The organism is Paraburkholderia elongata, from assembly GCF_013177735.1.
In the GTDB taxonomy this organism is placed as follows: domain Bacteria; phylum Pseudomonadota; class Gammaproteobacteria; order Burkholderiales; family Burkholderiaceae; genus Paraburkholderia; species Paraburkholderia elongata.
On record NZ_WOEZ01000005.1, the window covers coordinates 1 to 21,415 of the forward strand.

Sequence of the window (21,415 nt, forward strand, 5' to 3'; positions counted from 1 at the left end):
CAATCAGCCTTCAAATTGCTTTCATTGCGTGTCGACGACGAAGTGAGTCCGCAAACCGGCGCGAACTCAGTCGGACCTTGAAGTGTTTTGAATTACGCTTCACCTCAACTCCGACGGTCTCCTAGGCGCCGGCTTGCTCGCGTGCCTGCGCCAACGCGCTTAGGTTGCCTTCACCAAAGCCGTGGTGCCCTTGCCGCTGCACGATCTCAAAGAAGATCTCGCCGGCACCGCGCCGCACAAAGGTCTGAAAGAACAGCAACGGCACGCCGTCGGCGCCGATCTCGCCATCCACCAGAACATGCGTGCGCTTGAGCCGCTCGACATCGAGCCCGTGACCCGGCAGGCGCGCATCCAGTTGTTCGTAATAACGCGGCGGCGGCTCGACAAATTCGACGCCGTTCGCGAGGAGTTGCTCGACGCACGCGAAGATATCGTCGGTGGCGAGCGCGATGTGCTGCACGCCTTCACCTGGATGATCCGGCAGATACTCGTGCATCAGATTCGTGCGGCGCGTGCCCTCTTCATACAAAGGCACGCGGATCGCGCCGCACGGCGACACCATCACGCGCGATTCCGCCGACACATGCCAGTTCGCGTGCAACTCGTGAATCTCGCGGAAGTTGAGCAGGTCACGATAAAAGTCGAGCCACTCCTGCATCCGCCCCTCGCCGACCGTTTGCGTCAGATGGTCCACCGCGACGAGGCCGGTGCCCGCGTGATTCAGATCGGCTTGCGCAGTATCGATCTCGATCGGACGGAAGTCGATGTCGAAGATCGAGATGTCGCCGAGACCGCCGCGCTGGCCGCCACGGCCGCGCCAACGGTCGACGAAATAGATGTGCGAATCGCCAATGCCCTGGATCGCCGGAATCAGCAGTTCGCCCGCGCCGAGGCGTTCGCCTTCGAACGCCCATGCGCCGAGTTCGATCGCGCGGTCGAAGGCGCGCTGCGCGTTAGCCACGCGAATGCCGATCGCGCAGATGCCCGCGCCGTACTCCTCGGCGTAGCGCTCGGCAAACGAATCCGGTTCGGCGTTGATCAGGAAATGCATCTCGCCCTGGCGATACAGCGTGACATCCTTGCTGATATGGCGCGCAATCGCCTTGAAGCCAAGTTTCGTGAAGGTCTCGCCGAGCGCCTTCGGCTCGCGCGAGGCGAACTCCACGAATTCGAGGCCGGCGGTGCCGAGCGGATTGTGCTCAGGCGCCGACACGGCGCGCAGCGCGGCGTCTGGAGTGGGCAAGTCGCTGGGCATGGCAATCTCCTTGTGCAGTCTTTCGTACGCTGTTGCGAGTGTTCGCGATGTTGCTGCTGTTTGGTGCAAGCCGTCACCCACTCGTAGTGTGACACCGCGTGCGTGGTGTGCCGCAGCAATGCGGCCCGCGACGGCTTTTGCACCGTGTTTGTACACCGTGTAGCAGGGCGTTCGCAACCTTCATTTTGTACTGGATGGTTCACGCGCGGCGAATCGGGGCGCAGCGTGCGGCTCCTGTGGTTCTCGTGGCTCTTGCACATCACCACCGCCGCGCGGCAAGTGTTAGATCTTGGGCGCGCCGCCGCGGCCGCGTTTCGACACGCGTTTGGCCGCAGGCTTGCCAGCGGCCGCCGCCATGCGCTGCTGCGCAACCTCGCGCACGGCCTCGATGAACGCCCGCCCCACCGGCGACGGCTGGGTGTCCGAGCGCCGGATCAGCCCCACGGGCTCGCCGGTGCCCGCGAACGGCAAGGGCAAACGCACCAGCATCCCGTGCGCCAGTTCATATTCGACGGCGCTCAGCGGCACGAACCACACCGCGTCATTCTCCAGCGTCAACGCACGCCCCGTCGACACCGACAGCACTTCGACAAACCCCGACAACGGCGGCACGCCCCACGCGCTCAACAGGCTGTCGGCCGATTGCCGGATCAGCGTGCCGAACGGTGGCAGCACCACCGGGAAATCCTCCAGCGACGTGGCCGGCAAGCCGGCCCCCAGCGCCAACGGGTGCCCGGCGCGCACTACGGCAATCAACGGCTCGCTGAAAAGCTGCTCGAAACTGAGCCCGACCATCCTTTCCGGGTCCGCCAGACGCCCGATCGCGAATTCGATCGTGCCGGCCTTCAGGCGTTCGAGCAATTCGGGGTTGGCGCCGGTGGCAAGGCGCACGATCACGCGCGGCCAAAGCGCGGCGAACAGCTTCAGCACCGGCGGCACGAGCGCAGCCGCGACGGTCGGCAGAATGCCGATTTCCAGCGTGGCGGCGGCCGCGCCTTCCGCGCGCGCCAGCAAATCGACGCCCTGTCGCAACGCACTGACACAGGCGCTCGCATGCGGCATGAAGAGCTGCCCCTCGCGCGTCGGCACGGCGCCGTGGCGGCCGCGCTCGAACAGCTTCACGCCGAGAATCGCTTCCAGTTCAGCAACCGTCTTGGAGACCGCGGGCTGCGTAATGGACAAACTTTCGGCGGCCCGCTGCACGCCGCCGAACTGGGCGACGGCCAGAAAGCACTGGAGATGACGGAATTTGACGCGGCTGTCCGCGAGGCTGCGTTGCATAACGACAGGTTATACGAAATGAGCGAAAACGTCATTTTGCATAACCTCTCAGGTTAGATAAAGTCGCTCCATACGCTGTATCCCGCAATTCCCCGAAGGAGACACTGATGGACGAGTCCTTTCTCACCGCACGCGACTTCGCGTCCCACCCCGCCTACGTCTATCCCGGCTACGGTTCTTCAGTAAAGCGCGGCCCGACGCGTCCGTTGATTCCGCTGAAGGAAAAGCTGCGCGACCAGCGCGTGCCGGTCTACGGCACCGAAGACCTCGGCGCGCTCGATCACGATCTGACGCGTAATGCGGTGCGTAACGGCGAGCCGCTCGGCGAGCGCATCATCGTGACGGGCCGTGTGCTCGACGAAGGTGGCCGTCCGGTGCGCAATACGCTGGTTGAGATCTGGCAAGCCAATGCCGCCGGCCGCTATGTGCACAAGAACGATCAGCACGACGCGCCGCTCGACCCGAACTTCCTCGGCGCCGGCCGCTGCATCACCGACAACGAAGGCCGCTATCGATTTCTGACGATCAAACCGGGCGCGTACCCTTGGGGCAATCACCCGAACGCGTGGCGTCCGAACCATATTCACTTCTCGCTGTTCGGCGACTATTTCGGCTCGCGCCTCGTCACGCAGATGTACTTCCCCGGCGACCCGCTGCTGGCCTTCGACCCGATTTTCCAAGGCACGCCCGAGCACGCACGCGACCGCCTGATCGCAAACTTCTCGCTCGACACGACGCAAGAGGCCTACGCGCTCGGCTACGACTTCGACATCGTGCTGCGCGGCCGCAACGAAACCCCGATGGAGCGCTAAGCCATGACGACCCTCAAGCAAACGCCTTCGCAAACAGTTGGACCGTACTTTGCCTACGGTCTGTGCCCGCAGCAATACGACTTCGACTTCAAGAGCCTGTTTACGCCGGTTCTGGCCGACCGTGAAGCGGCCGGCGAGCACATCACGATCGTCGGCCAGGTGTTCGACGGCGACGGCAAGGTGATCGGCGATGCAATGCTGGAAGTGTCGCAAGTGGACGCGCAAGGCCATTACCCGGAATCACGCGAGGAAATCCTGAAGACCGGCTTCCGCGGCTTCGCACGCGTCGGCACGGGGACCGATCCGCAGAAGCGCTTTGTCGTTGAGACGGTGAAACCCGGCCGCGCAAGTCCGGACGAAGCGCCGCATCTGAACGTGATCGTGACGATGCGCGGCATGCTGCTGCACACGTTCACGCGCGTCTATTTCGACGACGAAGCCGAGGCTAATAAACAGGACGCCGTGCTGGCAGCGGTTCCGGCGGACCGGCGTGGCACGCTGATCGCGCGTCGCGAACCGAATACGGCCAATGTGTACCGGTTCGATATCTATATGCAGGGCGACAAGGAAACCGTGTTTTTCGACCTGTAACGCGGATTTTTACACTTTCATATAGCTTTCACATACACTGGAGATGATCCGTCTAGCGACTGGATCGCGAAACTCCGAGTAGTTGAGCCCGCCCCGCGCGGGCTTTTTTTTGGTTTTTGCGCCTGCGCGGCCATCCGTTTGGATACCGAAACAATTGACATAGAAAACCGAGACCACGCTCAACAGCGGAAATGGTCGATGTTCTGTCCGGCGTAGATCGCGCGCGCGAGCCAATCCGGCTTATCGCCATGGCCGTCCCACGTATTGCCAAAGGCGTCGCGATACATTACTGCCCGGACTGCGGCTTTGTCGGCTTCGATCGCATCGGCAAGCGCTTCCATCGTAATGCCGTATTCGTCCATGCGTCGGCGGATCCACACGATCAGGCGCTCACGCGCATTCCCGTCGAGGTCGAACAGCCGTTGTTCTTCTCGCTCTTTCATAACGTACAGGTTTCGCGGCTGATAGTGCTCGCGTTCGAAAAACAAAAAGCTTCGCTAAACAACGCGAAGCCTGTGTGAATCAGATGGGTTGAGTGCAAATCGAACTCACGACGACTCTCCTGATGCGTAACAACTTGCATCGGGAATCATGCCCAATAAATCCTGGATTTAGGGGAATTCGTCGGCAAACGGCTCGAATCGCGCCCGATCGGCCTTGGTGCTCCAAGGCTGCTTTAGCGTATGGACGCCGATTCTAGCATCCAATTTCCGCTGCTTGCCCTCTCATGCTATGTTTCAATGACCCGCATCGCCGCCCGTAGGAGACACACAAAAATGCCCGCCTCGACAGCCATCGTCACAATCCTGGCCGCACTGCTGCTCGGCGCCATGAGCCCTGGACCGAGCTTCGTCATCGTTGCCCGCAATGCAATCGGACTCTCGCGCGGCGACGGCCTCGCAACAGCCGCCGGCATGGGCATTGGCGGCGTGTTCTTCAGCGGTATCGCCTTGCTCGGTCTGTACACCTTGCTGGCGACGGTAGAGTGGCTGTACGTCGGCTTGAAAGTGGCTGGTGGCCTTTATCTGATCTACCTTGCGTCGAAGATCTGGCGCGGTGCGGCCAAACCGCTCGAGTTCGATGCTGCGCAAGCCGCCTCCACCAATGTACGCAAATCCTTCTGGATCGGTTTGAGCACACAACTCAGCAATCCGAAGACAGCGGTCTACTACGGCAGTATCTTCGCGGCCTTGCTTCCGCAACATCCGCCGCTGTGGTGCTACTTTGCATTGCCCCCTGCGATCTTCGCCATCGAAGCCGGCTGGTACACCGTGGTCGCGCTGTGCTTTTCGAGCAAACGGCCGCGCGAAATCTATCTGCAGTGGAAGGCCTGGATTGATCGCGTCGCTGCAAGCGCAGTTACCGCGCTCGGATTACGCCTGATCCTCACGGCGCATAAAGTGGGTATCTGAAACAGAAACTCCGCTTGAGCGGCTTGCCGTGCCGCGCGATACGGCAAGCCAGAAACGAGGGCCGCATCGCCGAGCGCCGAGCGCCGAGCGCCGAGCGTGTGCGAGCAGGGTGCATAACAAAACAGTTACAAGATAAGTGTTGACGCTGACACGCCCCGGCGGTTACTGTGGCATCCGAAGTTCAAGAAGTTCGATTGCTGTTCATCAATGTCTCGCTCCTCAGCGGTATTCGTTGTCCTCTCCCTCCTTGACCCTTCACGCGCTCCTCAACAGAGCAAATTTTTCTATTTTTTCCTCAAGGATTCTTCATGGATACCGGTACCGTTAAGTGGTTCAACGACAGCAAAGGCTTTGGCTTCATCACCCCGGACAAGGGCGGCGACGACCTGTTCGCGCACTTCTCCGAAATCAGCGGCGACGGCTTCAAGACGCTGGCTGAAAATCAGAAGGTGAGCTTCGAAACGAAGCAAGGCCCGAAGGGTCTGCAAGCGGCTAACATCAAGCCGCTGTAAGTTTGAAGGGCTCGGTGTCCGGCAACGGACATCGGGCTGCAGCGACATCCTCGCGGAGCTTTGCCTCCCACAGTTGGCGCGATCGCTTTTAGCTGCATGCGTTGTTCAGCAGCAAGCCCCAAGCGCCAAACGCCTCGTTGCACCTCATTCTCCCCTCTGGCTTTAACGCCCTTTTTAGCTTTCCGACTGCGTTTGGATTCGGCTCGCAATGGCTTGAATCAGCTCGTCCGCGTGACCCATACAACGGCTCGCACGGCAGGCGCGCACTCGAACATTATTAAAATATAAAATGCAAAACAAACATATTCATCATTACAACGGCTATGCCGTCAAACCCTCGGCGCATCGTTTGCCCGACGGTAGCTTTTCATCCAACCTGCTGCTCGAACGCGCTGACAGCGCGCGTACCGAAGGGCGCTACCAGTTCTATTCGCTCGACTACTTCCCGAACGAAGAACAGGCACTGCAGCACTCGGCACGCTGGGCACGCCGCTGGGTCGACACGCGCGGTTAAGCGCGAGTCGAACGGGATGCGCGCTTAAAAACCCTGCGCTTGCATCGGTCAGCACCCCATAGCGCGCCATTCGGCGCGCTAGACAATCGCGCGCGGTCTATTCGGCTTGTTCCGCCTTGATTCGCGCGCGCAGTTCGAACTTCTGAATTTTTCCCGTCGACGTCTTCGGCAATTCGCCGAAGCGCACTGCTTTTGGCAACTTGTATCCCGCAAGAAACAGCCGGCAGTGCGCGATGATCTCTTCTGCGCTCACCTGAGCGCCCTCCTTGAGTTCGACGAAGGCGCAGGGCACCTCACCCCACTTCGGATCGGCCATCGCCACCACGGCGGCAACCGACACCGCAGGGTGACGGTACAGCGTGTCTTCGACCTCGATGCTCGAGATGTTCTCGCCGCCCGAAATGATGATGTCCTTGCTGCGATCGCGGATGCGGATATAGCCGTCAGGCATCCGCACGCCAAGGTCCCCAGTGTGGAACCAGCCGCCGCGGAAGGACGCTTGCGTGGCGCGCTCGTTCTTCAGATACCCTTTCATGCAGATGTTGCCGCGGAACATGATCTCGCCGAGCGTTTCGCCATCGTCAGGCACTGGCGCGAGCGTGTCCGGGTCGAGCACCGTTACGGCTGTCTGCAGGTGATAACGCACGCCTTGCCGCGCATTCATTTCGGCGCGCGCGTTGTCGTCGAGCGCTTCCCATTCCTCCTGTTTCGCGCAGACCGCGGCCGGGCCGTAGGTCTCGGTGAGTCCGTACACGTGCGTCAGATCGAAACCGATCTCCTTCATCTTGGCGATCACCGCCGGTGCGGGCGCCGCGCCCGCCACCATCGTCGACACGCGATGCGTGATGCCTTCGCGCCATTCGGCGGGCGCATTCGCAAGCGCACTTTGCACGATTGGCGCGCCGCAATAATGCGTGATGCCTTCGCGGCGAATCAGTTCGAACACCGCCTTCGCGTCGAACTTACGTAGACAGACGTTGACGCCGGCACGCGCGGCGACGGTCCACGGGAAACACCAGCCGTTGCAGTGAAAGAGCGGCAAGGTCCATAGGTAGACCGCATGCTTGGGCATATCCCATTCGAGGATATTGCTAAGCGCATTCAGATAAGCACCGCGATGGTGGTAGACCACGCCCTTCGGGTCGCCGGTCGTGCCCGAGGTGTAGTTCAGCGCGATAGCGTCCCACTCGTCAGCCGGCATGGTCCAGGCGAACTCGGGGTCGCCGGTTTGCAGGAACGTTTCGTAGTCGGTTGCGCGGATGAACTTGTCCGCGTCGGCAGGCATCGCATCGGCCACGCTGATTACGCGCAGCTCGGGGAATTCCAGCGCCGCGCGATGCGCCAATTCGCTGTATTCCGTGTCGACGATCAGCGCCTTCGCCTCGCCATGCCGCAGCATGAACAACAGCGACGACACGTGGAGCCGCGTATTCAACGTATTGAGCACGGCCCCGGCCATCGGCACGCCGAAATGCGCTTCTATCATCGGAGGAATATTCGGCAACAACGCAGCAACCGTGTCGCCGCGTTCGATACCGGCCTGTCTCAACGCGCTGGCCAGTCGCCGCGCGCGCTCGTAGGTTTCGCGCCAGTTACGGCGAATCTCCCCATGGACGACCGCCAGCCGCTCACCGTAGACTTCCGCTGCGCGTACGATGAAATCGATGGGCGTCAGAGGGACATAATTAGGCTCGCGACGCTGGAGGCCTTCTTCGAACATGTGCTTCATCGCTTTGTCTCCTGAGGCGCTGGCTGCGCCGTCGCTTTTTCTGATTGATGAGCTAGCCTAGCAACTGTCATGGTGAACTGTCTGTCATTCAAATGACAGAGTGGCGCGCCCTGACTCCACTCAACCGACTTCACCCGCCTACGCCCCGCTCGCCGCTTATGGATGACGCATCGCTTACCGCCCTCGCAGACGCCCGCTCGCACCGTCCTGGACGGGTTTCGCGCGCCGATCTGCCGCGGCTGTTCGGCACCTGCGCCTGGTTCAGGGCGCTCGCCGCCGAACATCAGGCCATGGTCCTTGCCAGCTCGTACGCGGAGCATCTGGAAGGGGGCGCATGGATCGCGCGCCGCCAGGAGCCGTCGGACTATTGGATCGGCGTCCATTCCGGCCTCATCAAACTCGCTATCTACAATGCCTCAGGACGCAGTTGCACGCTCTCGGGCGTGCCGCCCGGCGGCTGGTTCGGTGAAGGTAGCGTGATCAAGCGTGAATTGCGCAAATACGACGTGGCCGCGATTCAGCCCTCGCTCGTGATGTTCGTGCCGTCGGAGACGTTCCATGCCCTCCTGGAGTCGAGTCTGCCGTTCACCGGCTTCGTGATCCGGCAGTTGAACAATCGCATGGGCGAATTCATCGCGGCGATCCAGAATAGCCGGCTGCTGGACGTCGACGCTCGCGTCGCCCAGTCACTCGCACAACTGTTCAATCCCGAGCTCTATCCCGACACCGGACGCACGCTGGCCATTTCGCAGGAAGAAGTCGGGCTGCTGGCAGGCGTGTCGCGGCAACGGATCAACCAGGCACTGCAAAACCTCGAAAGGCTGCAGATTTTGCGCCTCTCGTACAACCAGATCGACGTGCTGGATCTCGAACGCCTGTGCGCGTTTGGTCGGGAGCAGATTTAGGGCGACGGTGCGCAGTTCACATCCGGTTACCGGGTGACGGCCTTACTGTTTGCCATGCCGAAACAGTCCTGAGCCTGCTACACAGTGCGCGGGTCGCTTCTGCGAGTGACAGGCCGCGCCAGCATGGCATCGGTGTCGAACAACGCAAAGGCGATGCTTGCCAGCACGCCTGAATTCTTCCAGCGCAGATAGTAGCGATGCGCAGTCTGATAAGGCGCATACCGGTCGGGCATCGCGTGCCACGGCTTGCCCGTGTGCAGCACCCACAGCACGCTGTTCACCACGCAACGGATGTCGATGCTGGGACGGCCGCGCCGAGGTCCAAGGTCTTTCATTTCAGGCAGGAGCGGCACGATGCGATGCCATTGCTCGTCGGTGAGATCCTGAATGGCTGGCGAGCGAGCCGGCGGGTTTGAAGGGGGAGTATGCATGCAGTAAGAACGCGCACCTGCAGCACACGTGCTAGCGTCGCCGCGAAAAATAGTGTCGATAAATTGATCGTTTCAGACTACCCCAAGCGCGCTTTCGAGAAAGTCAATTATTGTCAGACTCGTGTGCGAAAGTGACGCGCCCATAAAAAAAGGTGCCGCGAACGGCACCTTTTCTACCACAACTAGCTTCTGCTGAAGCTTAGAAGCGGTGACGCAGACCGACCGTAGCAGCCGTCTGGTTCTTCGACGACGACGGCAGTTGCGTCACGTCGCCGCTGTAGATCGAAGCAACACCGCCGTCACCCATTGCGTGCTGGTACACGGCTTGAGCGTAGACGTCCGTACGACGCGACAGCGAGTAATCAGCTTGCAGGCCGATCTGGTGGTAGCGCACCGACTCCGAACCACCGTTCGCGCCAACGCCGTAACCCTTGCCGTCCGTGAACGTGTAAGCAACGCCCAAGCCCAGAGCCGGGGTCACGTTGTACTTACCGTTGACTTCGTAGTTGTTAGCGCGCAGCGATTGTTGTGCGCCAGCGACGTTGTCGATACGCGATTGCGTCCATGCCAGACCGACGGTAGCCGGGCCGAACGAGTACGAACCTGCCGCGCCGAATTCACGCTGACGGAAGTTGCCGGTGAGGCCCATGATCGAGCCGTCCGAAGCACCGCCGTTGCTTGCCGTGCCTGCTGCGTTCCTTGCACCCGGGTTGTTCTGCTGTGCGTAAGCAGCGCCCAAACGCAGACCTTGCCACTGGTATGCAGCACCAACGCTGTATTCGCGGTTGTTTGCGAATGCGCCAGCCTGGTTCGAGAAGCCGTACGTGCCGCCGAACGTGAAGCCAGCGTAGTTAGCGCTCGAGTACTTGATCGAGTTGTTGACTGCGGAGCCGCCGTTCGTGTTCAGGTTGTCGTTGTTGAACGGGTGCGCGAAGTACGTACCGCCCCAGCTGCCCGTTGCGGTCAGCGGTGCCAGGTAGTCTTGTGCTGCGTCGTATTGACGACCCAGCGTGACCGTACCGAATTGCGCGCTCGACAGACCGACAAACGCTTGACGGTTGAACATGCCGTTGTTGTTAGCGAACTTGCCGTTGCCGATATTGAAGCCGCTTTCCAACGTGAAGATTGCCTTCAGACCGCCGCCCAGATCTTCCGAACCGCGCAAACCGAACATGCTTTGGTTGATGCCGCCGTTACCCGCTGCCCACTTTGCGTTGCCGTGGCCGATGCCGTTGGCGGGGGCGACGTTGCTGGTGTACGTCAGGCCTGCGTCCAACAGACCATACAGGGTCACGCTGCTTTGTGCGTGAGCGACAGATGCGAACGATGCGGCAACCGTAACAACGATGAGACTCTTTTTCATGCGTGGGACTCCAGTTCGATAAATTTACGCGGGGAGCGGGGACCAGCCTCAGCAGCGCGTGCATCACTCGCTGCCGCCCTGATGGCCGAACCGTTTCGGATCAGCCGGGCACCCTTTAAACGAAGCGTGAGTGTAGGGGGAGACCCTAGTAGGGACGCCCGCAATTTACGCAACATGATTTTTCAGAATCCGCAACAATCGAATCAGGATGGATGTTAAGTCTTTGTTTTTCAGACATTTATCGCAAAATACGGGCTGCGCCGCGCCTGCTCTGGACAGAATTTATTCGCAACATATCAATATTAAAGTTGTGTGTATGCAACAGCATTTAATATGCCTGCCGTAATCGGGTCGGAACGATCAAAAAATGAGCGAGATCTGATTGCCTGAAAATCAGGCAAATGAACAAGAGGAATGCGGCGTGGAGTAAATTTATTTCAGAAAACCGGGAACTTAATTCGATCAATCAGGTCGTTTGTTTTGCGCGGATTATTCTACACAGCGCGACATAGCGGTTATGTGCTGTTCGAACGATTAGCACACGTCGATTAACTTCAAAACCGGATTGAATCCCGACTCGCCCTCCATGTAGCCGCCGCCGCACAGCCTTGTTCGGACACGCGCAAATGAAAAGACCGCCGTGCGGCGGTCACATGTAGTTATGGCTCTCGGTTATGCACTCAAAGCGCTAGTGCTTCAAAACGGACACCACCAAAGAAGTGAAGCCTTCAGCACGGGTATTGCCCGGAGGTGAATTGCGGTGCCGGCCGCCGCGTGACAAGAAACCCGTGCTGAAAGCGGATAGCATCGAACGGCCTTCCGTATTTGATTAACGGTGTGGCCGTCAGCTTTTTTACGCGGAGTTTCCCTACTTTCCGGCGGGCCGCCCTTGTGGGCCGCTTTGCGACTGGCCGCATTCGCCCACGCGCAACAGCGCCCTGCGGGACGATCGCTCTCCATGCGGCGACAATAGGCCTAACATAGCGGCACCTGTTCAGGCTGAATTGACAAACACCCTATGGATTTGAATCTGATCGGCCTGTTCGTCGAGATTGTGGAATCGCGCAGCCTCAGCGCCGCGGCACGCAAGCTCGGCATGACGCGCTCCAACATCAGCCAACGGTTGAAGCTGTTGGAACGCGAAACCGGCGCGCAACTGCTGCGTCGCTCGACGCGAAGTCTCGAACTGACCCAAGCCGGACACACGCTGTACGACTGCGGCCAGCGGATGCTCGAGGATCTGGGTACGGCGCGCGCATCGATCGACAGCCTCGGGCAAACACTGCGCGGCCGCGTACGGATCAGCGTGCCGACCGGTTTCGGCCGGATGTTCATCGGTTCGAAGCTGCTTGAATTCGCGCGTACGCACCCGGGCATTACGCTCAATGTCACGTTCAATAACCGGATCGAAGACCTGATCGCCGCGGAAGTCGATGTCGCGGTGAGAATCACGTCGACGCCGCCGCTGGACTACGTGGCGCGCAACATATGCTCGATCGACTGGAACCTGTATGCGTCGGCCGGCTATGTGGAGAAGCATGGTCCGATCGATTATCCTGCCGACCTCGAACGGCAGACGCTGGTCGCGTCGCCCTACCCGGGCCGGCGCGTGACGATGACGCTCACGCACCGGGAGAACGAAGCCGATGTCCACACGATCACGATGCAGCCCGCGTTGCAGTCGTCGGACTATCCATTCCTGGCTGAGGCCGTATGTCAGGGCATGGGTATCGGGCTATTGCCGGCCTACGTGCCGCATGCGCCGATGAGCCGTGGACTGCTGCCGATCCTGCCGCAATACCGTGTCGCCGGTCAGCAGAACACGCTGTATATCGTCACCCTGCCCAATCGCTATCCATCGCCATCGACACAAGCCCTGATCGACTACCTGCGCGAGGAAATCCTTTCGCTCGCGCAGACATGGGTCTGAAGTAACACGTGCACGCCGTGAGCCACCGCGCTCGACGTCAATCTGTAGTTAACAGTCCGTCAACCTCCAGTGGAATTGTCAATACGATCGAGCCATCCCACAATGGGTCCATACGAAAAGCCAATACACGGAGACTGGGACAATGAACCCCCAATTGTCTGACGACATCGCCGCGCCCGAACGGCGCGACCAGATTCTCATCGTGATCATCAACAAGCCAGCCGCGCATTCAAAGTAGAAGCGGCTTCCTCGTCACGAACCCTTGTCAATCTGGATTTGCCATGTCGAACCTGACTTCCTCCCTGCCGCTAGCCGGCGTTCGCGTCCTCGATCTCTCCCGCGTGCTTGCTGGACCGTGGTGCGGCATGGTGCTGGGTGATCTCGGCGCCGAAGTCATCAAGGTCGAGCATCCGAAGCGCGGCGACGACACCCGCGATTGGGGCTTGCGAGTCGGCTCGACCGAGACGGCCTATTTCAACAGCGTCAACCGCAACAAGCGCTCGGTGAGTCTCGACCTGCAAACCGCCGAGGGCCAGCAGATCGCGCGGGAACTGGCGCAGAAGAGCGACGTCGTGATCCAGAACTTCAAGTTCGGTGGCGCGGAAAAGTTGGGCCTCGGATACGAGCAACTGAAGCAGGAACATGAGGACCTGATCTACTGCTCGATTTCCGGCTACGACCGCACGGGACCGGAAGCCGCGCGTCCCGGCTACGATCTGGTGGTTCAGGGCGAGGCCGGGCTGATGGCGCTCAACGGCGAAGCCGATCAACCGCCTCTGAAGTTCGGCGTTGCCGCCGTCGACCTGTTCACCGGGATGTACACGGCCCAGGCGGTGCTCGCGGCGCTTTTCGAGCGTCAGCGGACCGGCAAGGGACGCCACATCGAAATGGCGCTGTTCGATTGCGGCCTGATGATCACGTCGTACTACGGGCTCGAAGCGCTGATCATGGGCGAGGACCCGCCGCGCTACGGCAACGCGCATCCTTCGATCGTGCCCTACGGCGTATTCGATGCAGCCGATGGACCGCTCGTCATCACGGTCGGCAACAACAGCCAGTTCGCGCGCTTCTGTCGCGATGTGATCGAACGCCCGGATCTTGCCGAAGACGATCGGTTCCGGACGAACATCGGCCGTGCGGCGAACCGCGAGGTGCTCGTGCCTGAACTCAACCGCGAGATCGGTCGAAGAAAGCGCCAGGTGCTGCTGGAGCGTCTGACTCAGGCCGGCATTCCATGCGGCGAAGTGCTCGGCCTTCACGAGGCGCTCACCTCGAAGCGCGCGACGGACGCCGGGCTCGTGACGACACAACCGCATCCGGAAGCCGGTAGCACACATGTCCTCGCGCCGCCCTATCGCTTCGACGGTGCGCGCTTGCCGGTACGAAGCGCGCCGCCGCAACTCGGGGAAGGCACGAAGGACGTTCTGCAGTCGCTGCTCGGCCTGTCGGACGAACGACTGTCACGGTTGAAGGCCGACGGCATCGTTTGACGTCGCATTGCGCTTCATTGCAACGGCACTGTTCCATGACGCCGATTTTCGGCGTCGCCGATTACGGCCTCCTCGGTGATCTGTCCACGCTCGTGCCGCAATGGGTGAGCGAACTGGGTCAGGCATCCTAAACGCTGCAAATTCGATTCACCACCACAACGAAATCAGCAAGTCACAGGTTGGAGACACCCATGCAGCAGGCCCTCATCGATTCAATCAAAGCGAGTCCCGCCTACCGGCAGCTCGTCACTTCACGTCGCCGCTTCAGCTTCAGGCTGACGGCGTTGATGATCCTCACTTACTACGGCTTCATCCTGTTCGTCGCCCTCGCCCCGAAAGTGCTCGCACATCCGCTGTATGCCGGCGCCACGACGAGCGTGGGGATCGTCGTGGGCATCGGCATCATCCTGATCGCGGTCGGCCTGACGGGCGGATATGTGCTGCGAGCGAATCGCACGTTCGATCCTTTGATGAGTGCGCTTCTCGCCAAAGCCCGGCAAGGAGACTGAACGATGAAACTCATTCGCGCCTTCTTCTGCGCGGGCCTCGCATCGATCGCCGCGCTCGCTCATGCCACCTCCATCACCGGCCCGGTGCCGGAGCACGTCGAACTGAATCCCGTCGCGATCGGAATGTTTCTGCTCTTCGTGCTCGTCACGCTCGGCATCACGCGCTGGGCATCGCGCAAGACCCGCACGACGAAGGACTTCTACAGCGCGGGCGGAGGCATCACCGGCTTCCAGAACGGGCTCGCCATCGCGGGGGACTATATGTCCGCCGCTTCGTTTCTCGGCCTTTCCGGCATGGTTTTCGTTTTCGGCTTCGATGGCCTGATCTATTCGATCGGCTTTCTCGTCGGCTGGCCGTTCGTGATGTTCCTGCTGGCCGAACCGTTGCGCAATCTCGGCAAGTTCACGTTCGTCGATGTCGTCGCCTATCGTTTCGAGCAGGCGCCCATTCGCCTTCTGACGGCGAGCACGTCGCTCGTCGTCGTGATCTTCTATCTGGTCGTGCAGATGGTCGGCGCGGGCAAGCTGATCCAGTTGCTGTTCGGATTGCAGTACTGGATGGCCGAGGTCATTGTCGGCGCGCTGATGGTGATCTATGTGTTCTTCGGCGGCATGACGGCGACCACCTGGGTGCAGATCATCGGCCGTGCTGCTGCTCTGCGGCGCGACGTTCATGGCCGTCACCGCGCTCGCGCAATTCGGCTTCAGCCCCGAGGAGATGTTTCGACGCGCCGTCGACGTCCATCCTGGCGCGCTGAGCATCATGGGCCCCGGCAAGCTGCTGAAGGACCCGCTGAACGCACTCTCGCTCGGCATCGCGCTGATGTTCGGCACCGCGGGGTTCCCGCATATCCTGATGCGCTTCTTCACGGTGCCCAACGCGAAGGAGGCACGCAAGTCCGTGTTCGTCGCCACGGGCTTCATCGGGTATTTCTATCTGCTGACCTTCATCATCGGCTTCTCCGCGATCGCGCTGCTCGCCCAGCATCCCGAGTTCTTCAAGACCGCCGCCGACGGGCATTTCAACCTCACGCGCGACCTGCTCGGCGGATCGAACATGGTCGCCGTCAAACTGGCGCAAGCGGTGGGCGGCAACCTGTTCTACGGTTTCATCGCCGCCGTGACATTCGCGACGATCCTGGCGGTTGTGGCGGGCCTTACGCTCTCCGGGGCGACCACCGTGTCGCACGACCTGTACGCCTGCTGGCTCGCGCGCGGCAAAACCGACGAAGTCCGGGAAATGCGCATCTCCCGCGTCTCCACGTTGGTGCTTAGTGCGGTCGCGATCGGGCTCGGCATTCTCTTCGAGCACATCAACGTGGCATTTCTGGTCGGTCTCGTAGCGGCGGTCGCAGCCAGTGCGAACTTCCCGGTGCTGGTGTCGTCGATTTTCTGGCGCGGCATGACAACGCGAGGCGCAGTGGTCGGCGGAAGCCTCGGGTTGATTTCCGCCGTGCTGTTGACGCTGTTCTCAAAGTCGGTATGGGTCGACGTCCTGCATCACACGCACGCGCCGGTGTTCCTCGATAACCCAGCGCTGGTTTCGGTGCCGCTTGCGTTCGCCGGCATCTGGGTATTCTCGATGCTGGATCGGAGTGCGCGTTCGCAACGAGAGCGGGAAGCTTTTGCGCTGCAGGAGTTCTATGGACAAACGGGCATTCTGGCGATCAGGGCCGTCGATCATTGAGTTGAATATGGACGCGCATCGGCGACGATGCGCGTCTGCGCCGCTGAGCCAGCACGATGGGTCAGATGCAAAGTCACTGCCCAGCCGGCCGACAGATCAATGATCAAAGATCAAAGATCCAATACCAACACCCGACTCAGCGCCCTTGAGCAGCAGGGCATGAACTGATCGTTCTGTGCCTTCTCTTCTTCCGTAAGATAAATGTCCCGATGGTCAGGCATTCCAGACGCGACACGCGTCACACACGTCCCACAAACACCCTGCGAGCACGAAACCGGAATTTCGATCCCGTTCTCAAGAAGAACGTCGGCGGCGCTACAGTCTTCCGGCACCGTGAGTCGAACACCCGTACTCGCGATCTCGATCTCAAACGGCACGCTGCCCTGCTCGTCAGTCGTCGTCGGCGCCGCGAAGTACTCAAAGTGAATGTTGCTGTCCAACCATCCAAGGCGCTTCGCTGAGCTTGTCACGAACTCGATGAACCCGGCCGGTCCGCAAACGTAGATATGCGTCTCATCCGCCGGCGCAGCCAGGAGCTCATTCACCTCGATGGAACCTCCTTGATCGTCGAAGTAGAACCTCACCTTGCCGGAGAAGGGGCTTGCCCGAAGCTGATTGCGAAACGCCGTGCGCGACTCGGAGCGCGCGCAATAGTGCACCTCAAAGTCGGCGCCGGATGCATGGAGCGCCTCGGACATCGAGACCAGCGGCGTCACTCCGATGCCTCCCCCAATCAAGATCGAACGGGGAGCGGACAAAAGGTGGAAGTGGTTCTTGGGCGAACTGATCTGCAGGACATCTCCGACTGCGACCGCGTCGTGAATCGCGCTCGATCCACCTCGCGAGTTCGGCTCACGTAGTACCGCGATAACATAGCTGCCACCGCTACCCGGCGCGTTACAAAGCGAGTACTGTCGCACCAGCCCATTCGGCAAATGAACGTCGATGTGCGCGCCTGCGGCAAACGCCGGCAGCACCGCTTCACCCACCGCGCGCAACTCAAGACTAACAATGCCGTCGGCTTCGACAACCTTCTTCTCCACACGTACGTCAATCGTGCTCATAGCGACCTCAAAATCTGTGACACGGAACGGCGCTGACAGCAAAACGCTCTGAACGCGGTGCTTGGCAAACCGTCCTTGGCAAACATTTGCCGGCAGCCGGCGCGTGAGCTGCCGCCGGCGGCCACCGTCCCTTCTGCAATACCTACCGCGCAGTGGCGTCGTAGCCGTAGATCCACTCAGCACGATGCGTAGTCGATTCCGGTGTCCGGAAACTTTGAAGCATGAAACCGACATTCCGCTTCATCCGGGCCCACGGTGAACGCAGATGCATGGTCGTTCCCCGAGCCCGAGCACCCAGTTGCACACGACTCGTTCGTGGAATGCGTTGGCGCTCGTACGCCACCAGTGCCTCCGCAATGCCAGCCCCCGCACCCACACCTCCGATCGCGCAGGCGAGCTCGTATCCGTCTTCAATCGCCATCGCAGCGCCTTGCGCGAGGAACGGCAGCATCGGATGAGCAGCATCGCCCAACAGGGTGACACGCCCGTCCGACCAGCGGGTAAGCGGGTCGCGGTCGTACAACGCCCACTTGAAGCAGCGCTCCGCGTTGCTGAACGTCGTCAGAAGTTCCTGATTCCAGCCGGCGTAAGTCTTAAGCAGTTCATCAACAGTGCTCGGCGTGGACCACGACTCCTGAGTCCACTCGTCGGTCTCATAGACCGCCACGAAGTTCACCATGGCACCGCCTTTGACGTAGTAGTGAACCACGTGGCCTTTCGGTCCAAGCCAGTTCGACGACGCAAGCTCCACATGGCCCTTCGGAAGCGCATCGACCGGAACCATCCCGCGCCAGCAGATGTTCCCGGTAAAGCGGGGCTTTTCGTCGCCGAAAATATTCCTTCGGACTGTTGAGTGAATGCCGTCGGCACCAACGATCACATCGGCCTCGATCACTTCACCGCCTTCAAGCTTCAGACTTGCCGTGTCCCGATCCCGCTCAATTCCTGCGACCCGTTGCCCGAGACGCAGATCAGCAGCGCCAAGTCGAGCGATAAGGGCGTTATGGAGGTCGGCACGATGCACGTGATAGTAGCCAGCGCCATAAAGGCGCTCGAACGCACCCTTGATCGGCGTATGGTAAAGTACGCGCCCGCTCTTCCAGTCCCGGCCCGTGAATGCCAATGGCTCGCAGGCAACGTCGCGGATCAACGGCTCAACACCGATCGCACGAAGCACTTTGACCGCGTTCGGGCTCATCTGGACACCGGCGCCCACCTCACCGAGCTGAGGCGCCTGTTCGACTACGACAACCTCGCACCCTCGCTGACGCAAGGCAATCGCTGCTGCAAGGCCGCCGATGCCGGCTCCGGCAATGGCAACCTTTATGGCTCGGGAACTCATGCTGCCCTCTCCTTGCCCTTGCTCTCGCGAGGCATTGCGAACGTGGCGCTCGCCTTCGCGGCGATCTTTCCACTGTCCTTTGCTGAAGAAACTACCGTCGAAACGAACGCCAGGCTGGATCCGATGCGCTCGACCTTCGTGGTCGCGATCGCGTCGGCGTCGCGAATCGCGCCGAGAAAGCTAATGTGGAAATCGACCGTGGCGATCGGCTGGAACTCGCCCAACTGGCTGGCAATGGCGAGCACCATGACGGTATCCGCCAACGAGCAGATGGCTTGTCCCGAGATAACGCCGTCAGGACGAGCGACATGCCCGGAAACAGGCATCCGGACGGCGATTCCACCTCCGTCTGCCTTCTCTACGCGCAGCCCCAATGCCTGCACGAGCGGCGGGAAAACCTGTGTGGCGATTGACTGTAGTTCATCGCAAGAAAGTTTAGCCATGGCTCTTTCCCGCCAGGTCCCGGAAGCTGAGCCCCTGTTCCGCCATTTCGCGCAAGCTCCTCGGAGGCGCAAACCGATCGCCATAGCTCGCTTGCAGTTCCTCGCACTGACGGACGAACGCGGGAATGCCGACGCCGTCGACATGAGAGAGCACGCCTCCTCTGCTCGACGGGAATGACCAGCCGAGCACCGATGCAACGTCTGCGTCAACCGGATCGTTGAAGATGCCTTCCTCCATCGCACGGATGCTCTCCAGCGCCTGGATGTGAAGCAGGCGGTTTTCGATATCCGCCTCGCTCGGCATCGGATTTGCCGCGGGAAATTCCTTCGACAGGCCGCTCCAGGCAGTCTTGTCTCCGTTCGGCGCGTAATCGTAGATGCCTGCGTTCGCCTTGCGGCCCCGTCGCTCGAGCTGGGAAGACAGCCGGTCGAGGACGTGCAATGCGCGAACAAACGGCTCCTGTCCCCTTTGTTCAGCGGCGAGGCTGCCGATAATGTCGAAGAGAAGGTCCAGCGACGTCTGGTCCGCCATGGCCAAGGGGCCGATCGGCATGCCCGCATTGATGGCCACATTATCGACAACTTGCGGCGGCACACCCTCCGCGAGAAGCAGCAGCGCTTCACGCGTGTATGCGCCGACGACGCGGCTGGTATAGAAACCGCGGCCATCGCGGACCACGATCGGTGTTTTCCCAAGAATCCGGCAAAGGTCCAAAGCCTTTGCGACGGCCTCGTCGGAAGTCGGTTCGCCCCGAATGACTTCGACGAGCGGCATCCGATCAACCGGCGCGAAGAAGTGCATACCGACGAAGTTTTCAGGAACCGGGCTGAGCTTCGCGAGCGTGGTAATCGGAAGCGTCGACGTATTCGAAGCGAACAGCGCACCGGGCGCCGCAGCCATTGCACGTTTCGTTACGTCCGCCTTGATGTCCTCACGTTCCACGACCGCCTCGACGATTGCGTCTACGCCGGCCAGGAGTCCGAAATCACTACTGGACTCAATCCGCGCCACAATAGACTCTGCGTCTTCGTCAGTGATAAGTCCGCGCTCCAGAGCCTTCGCCAAATTTTTCTTGATGGACGCAAGGCCTGCGTCAGCGCGTTCTTGCGTGACATCCAGAATGACGACCTGAAGCCCGGCGCGCGCCGCCGTGTGCGCGATGCCGCTTCCCATCAGCCCTGCGCCGATTACGCCGAGGCGTTTCGGTTGAAACGGTGCAACACCGGCGGGTCTCGCCTTCAACCGACGCGCCGAATTGACGCCGTAGAACATCGTGTTGATTTTATTTCTGGCAGCGCTCGAGCAAGCAACACCGGCGAAAAGTCGCGCTTCGATCTTCAGACCAGCGTCGATGCCTCGCTCGACGCCGTGGTGAAGCGCCTGCAGGATCGCGCCCGCAGCGGGATCGTCGGGAGACGTCTTTCGGCGCAGCTTCGGCCACGCAGCCATAAAGAACAGTCGACCCTTCATCGATTGCGGGTCGTCGCCCGGAACGCTATACCCGTCGCGATCCCACGGCTGCGTTGCATCGGGACCCTCAAGCAGCCAAGCCTTTGCCGCATTGAGCAGTTCGCCACCCGGAACCACGTCGTCGATAATCCCGAGAGCGGCGGCATCGCGGACCTTCAGGAGCTTGCCGTCAAGCAGCAGCGGAGCGGCGCGCTTGATACCAATGAGCCGCGGAAGTCGTTGTGTTCCGCCTGCGCCCGGCATCAGACCCAGCGTCACCTCGGGCAGCCCAATACGCGTCGCATCGTTGTCCGCGGCGATACGGCGATGGCACGCCAGAGCGACTTCAAGGCCGCCGCCAATGGCCGAGCCATTGATCGCAGCGACGACCGGCTTACCGCACGTTTCCAATCGACGCAGGCAAATGCCGATGCCTCTGACCAGTTCCAGTGCGGCCTCGGGCGTGCGTGCCGCCCGCAACTCGTCGAGGTCACCGCCGGAAATGAAGTCCTTCTTTGCCGACGTCACAATGATGCCAGTCACCTTTTCATCGGCGATGACGGCGTCGACCGCTTCCACAAACGCTGCGATCGTGGCGCGATTCTTGACGTTGACTGGCGAACCTGCGACGTCCCACGTCAATGTCGCGATGCCAGTGTTCGGGTCGAGTGAAGTTTGGATCATGTTGGCCCTTT

Annotated in this window: 19 protein-coding genes and 1 pseudogene; 10 read left to right on the forward strand and 10 right to left on the reverse strand. The window is 60.8% G+C overall.

The genetic code is table 11. From position 1 onward, the window contains the following. Positions 1-121: 121 nt before the first annotated feature. Together GNZ13_RS00725 and pcaQ are read right to left on the reverse strand one after the other, a co-directional pair. Complete coding sequence (locus tag GNZ13_RS00725; protein ID WP_172159586.1) at positions 122-1,255, reverse strand: 4-hydroxyphenylpyruvate dioxygenase family protein; 1,134 nt, start codon at positions 1,253-1,255, stop codon at positions 122-124. Between the two features lie 282 nt (positions 1,256-1,537). Further along, positions 1,538-2,536: a pca operon transcription factor PcaQ gene (gene pcaQ, locus GNZ13_RS00730; RefSeq protein WP_172159587.1), complete on the reverse strand. Its 999-nt coding sequence runs from the start codon at positions 2,534-2,536 to the stop codon at positions 1,538-1,540. A gap of 107 nt (positions 2,537-2,643) precedes the next feature. Between pcaQ and pcaH the strand changes: the two genes are divergently transcribed. Together pcaH and pcaG are read left to right on the forward strand one after the other, a co-directional pair. After that, positions 2,644-3,348, forward strand: coding sequence for a protocatechuate 3,4-dioxygenase subunit beta (gene pcaH / locus GNZ13_RS00735; RefSeq protein ID WP_063500273.1), 705 nt, complete (start codon positions 2,644-2,646; stop codon positions 3,346-3,348). A gap of 3 nt (positions 3,349-3,351) precedes the next feature. Beyond that, positions 3,352-3,939: a protocatechuate 3,4-dioxygenase subunit alpha gene (gene pcaG / locus GNZ13_RS00740; RefSeq protein WP_172159588.1), complete on the forward strand. Its 588-nt coding sequence runs from the start codon at positions 3,352-3,354 to the stop codon at positions 3,937-3,939. Positions 3,940-4,118: 179 nt separating this feature from the next. Here the strand turns inward: pcaG and GNZ13_RS00745 are convergent, their stop codons facing one another. Next, on the reverse strand, positions 4,119-4,382 hold the full coding sequence (locus GNZ13_RS00745) for an H-NS family nucleoid-associated regulatory protein (protein WP_172159589.1): 264 nt from the start codon (positions 4,380-4,382) through the stop codon (positions 4,119-4,121). A 333-nt stretch (positions 4,383-4,715) separates the two neighbouring features. On the opposite strand from GNZ13_RS00745, the gene GNZ13_RS00750 reads away from it, so the two are divergent. The 3 genes from GNZ13_RS00750 (at position 4,716) to GNZ13_RS00760 (ending at position 6,377) form a co-directional block, all read left to right on the forward strand. Further along, positions 4,716-5,351, forward strand: a complete 636-nt coding sequence (locus tag GNZ13_RS00750; protein ID WP_172159591.1) for a LysE family translocator — start codon at positions 4,716-4,718, stop codon at positions 5,349-5,351. A gap of 308 nt (positions 5,352-5,659) precedes the next feature. Beyond that, positions 5,660-5,863, forward strand: a complete 204-nt coding sequence (locus GNZ13_RS00755) for a cold-shock protein (RefSeq protein WP_012428559.1) — start codon at positions 5,660-5,662, stop codon at positions 5,861-5,863. 289 nt (positions 5,864-6,152) lie between these two features. Beyond that, a complete protein-coding gene (locus GNZ13_RS00760; RefSeq protein ID WP_025495857.1) occupies positions 6,153-6,377 on the forward strand; it encodes a hypothetical protein in 225 nt (74 codons plus the stop codon). A gap of 97 nt (positions 6,378-6,474) precedes the next feature. On the opposite strand, the gene GNZ13_RS00765 is transcribed toward GNZ13_RS00760, so the two are convergent. Then, a complete protein-coding gene (locus GNZ13_RS00765) occupies positions 6,475-8,106 on the reverse strand; it encodes an acyl-CoA synthetase (protein ID WP_172159593.1) in 1,632 nt (543 codons plus the stop codon). A gap of 158 nt (positions 8,107-8,264) precedes the next feature. On the opposite strand from GNZ13_RS00765, the gene GNZ13_RS00770 reads away from it, so the two are divergent. Beyond that, entirely contained in the window at positions 8,265-9,011 is a 747-nt protein-coding gene (locus tag GNZ13_RS00770; RefSeq protein WP_172159595.1) for a Crp/Fnr family transcriptional regulator, read from the forward strand. A gap of 77 nt (positions 9,012-9,088) precedes the next feature. Here GNZ13_RS00770 and GNZ13_RS00775 read toward each other — a convergent pair whose 3' ends face one another. Together GNZ13_RS00775 and GNZ13_RS00780 are read right to left on the reverse strand one after the other, a co-directional pair. After that, complete coding sequence (locus GNZ13_RS00775) at positions 9,089-9,442, reverse strand: transposase (RefSeq protein WP_172159597.1); 354 nt, start codon at positions 9,440-9,442, stop codon at positions 9,089-9,091. A gap of 199 nt (positions 9,443-9,641) precedes the next feature. After that, on the reverse strand, positions 9,642-10,805 hold the full coding sequence (locus tag GNZ13_RS00780) for a porin (RefSeq protein ID WP_172159599.1): 1,164 nt from the start codon (positions 10,803-10,805) through the stop codon (positions 9,642-9,644). Positions 10,806-11,823: 1,018 nt separating this feature from the next. Here GNZ13_RS00780 and GNZ13_RS00785 point away from each other — a divergent pair. The 4 genes and pseudogenes from GNZ13_RS00785 to GNZ13_RS00800 all read left to right on the forward strand — a co-directional run bounded on the left by GNZ13_RS00785 (position 11,824) and on the right by GNZ13_RS00800 (position 16,421). After that, positions 11,824-12,735, forward strand: coding sequence for a LysR family transcriptional regulator (locus GNZ13_RS00785; RefSeq protein ID WP_172159601.1), 912 nt, complete (start codon positions 11,824-11,826; stop codon positions 12,733-12,735). Between the two features lie 281 nt (positions 12,736-13,016). Continuing rightward, positions 13,017-14,225, forward strand: coding sequence for a CaiB/BaiF CoA transferase family protein (locus GNZ13_RS00790; protein ID WP_172159603.1), 1,209 nt, complete (start codon positions 13,017-13,019; stop codon positions 14,223-14,225). 191 nt (positions 14,226-14,416) lie between these two features. Further along, complete coding sequence (locus tag GNZ13_RS00795) at positions 14,417-14,734, forward strand: DUF485 domain-containing protein (protein ID WP_172159605.1); 318 nt, start codon at positions 14,417-14,419, stop codon at positions 14,732-14,734. Positions 14,735-14,737: 3 nt separating this feature from the next. Then, positions 14,738-16,421: pseudogene (locus GNZ13_RS00800) on the forward strand (cation acetate symporter). Positions 16,422-16,531: 110 nt separating this feature from the next. Here GNZ13_RS00800 and GNZ13_RS00805 read toward each other — a convergent pair. The 4 genes from GNZ13_RS00805 to GNZ13_RS00820 all read right to left on the reverse strand — a co-directional run bounded on the left by GNZ13_RS00805 (position 16,532) and on the right by GNZ13_RS00820 (position 21,404). Beyond that, complete coding sequence (locus GNZ13_RS00805; RefSeq protein ID WP_172159607.1) at positions 16,532-17,485, reverse strand: PDR/VanB family oxidoreductase; 954 nt, start codon at positions 17,483-17,485, stop codon at positions 16,532-16,534. A 142-nt stretch (positions 17,486-17,627) separates the two neighbouring features. Continuing rightward, positions 17,628-18,827 (reverse strand): FAD-dependent monooxygenase, encoded by a 1,200-nt coding sequence (locus tag GNZ13_RS00810; protein WP_172159609.1) that lies wholly within the window; start codon positions 18,825-18,827, stop codon positions 17,628-17,630. Next, positions 18,824-19,270: a PaaI family thioesterase gene (locus GNZ13_RS00815; RefSeq protein ID WP_172159611.1), complete on the reverse strand. Its 447-nt coding sequence runs from the start codon at positions 19,268-19,270 to the stop codon at positions 18,824-18,826. Before GNZ13_RS00815 ends, GNZ13_RS00810 begins: the two co-directional genes overlap by 4 nt. Further along, positions 19,263-21,404, reverse strand: coding sequence for a 3-hydroxyacyl-CoA dehydrogenase NAD-binding domain-containing protein (locus GNZ13_RS00820; RefSeq protein ID WP_172159613.1), 2,142 nt, complete (start codon positions 21,402-21,404; stop codon positions 19,263-19,265). Before GNZ13_RS00820 ends, GNZ13_RS00815 begins: the two co-directional genes overlap by 8 nt. Positions 21,405-21,415: the final 11 nt, after the last annotated feature.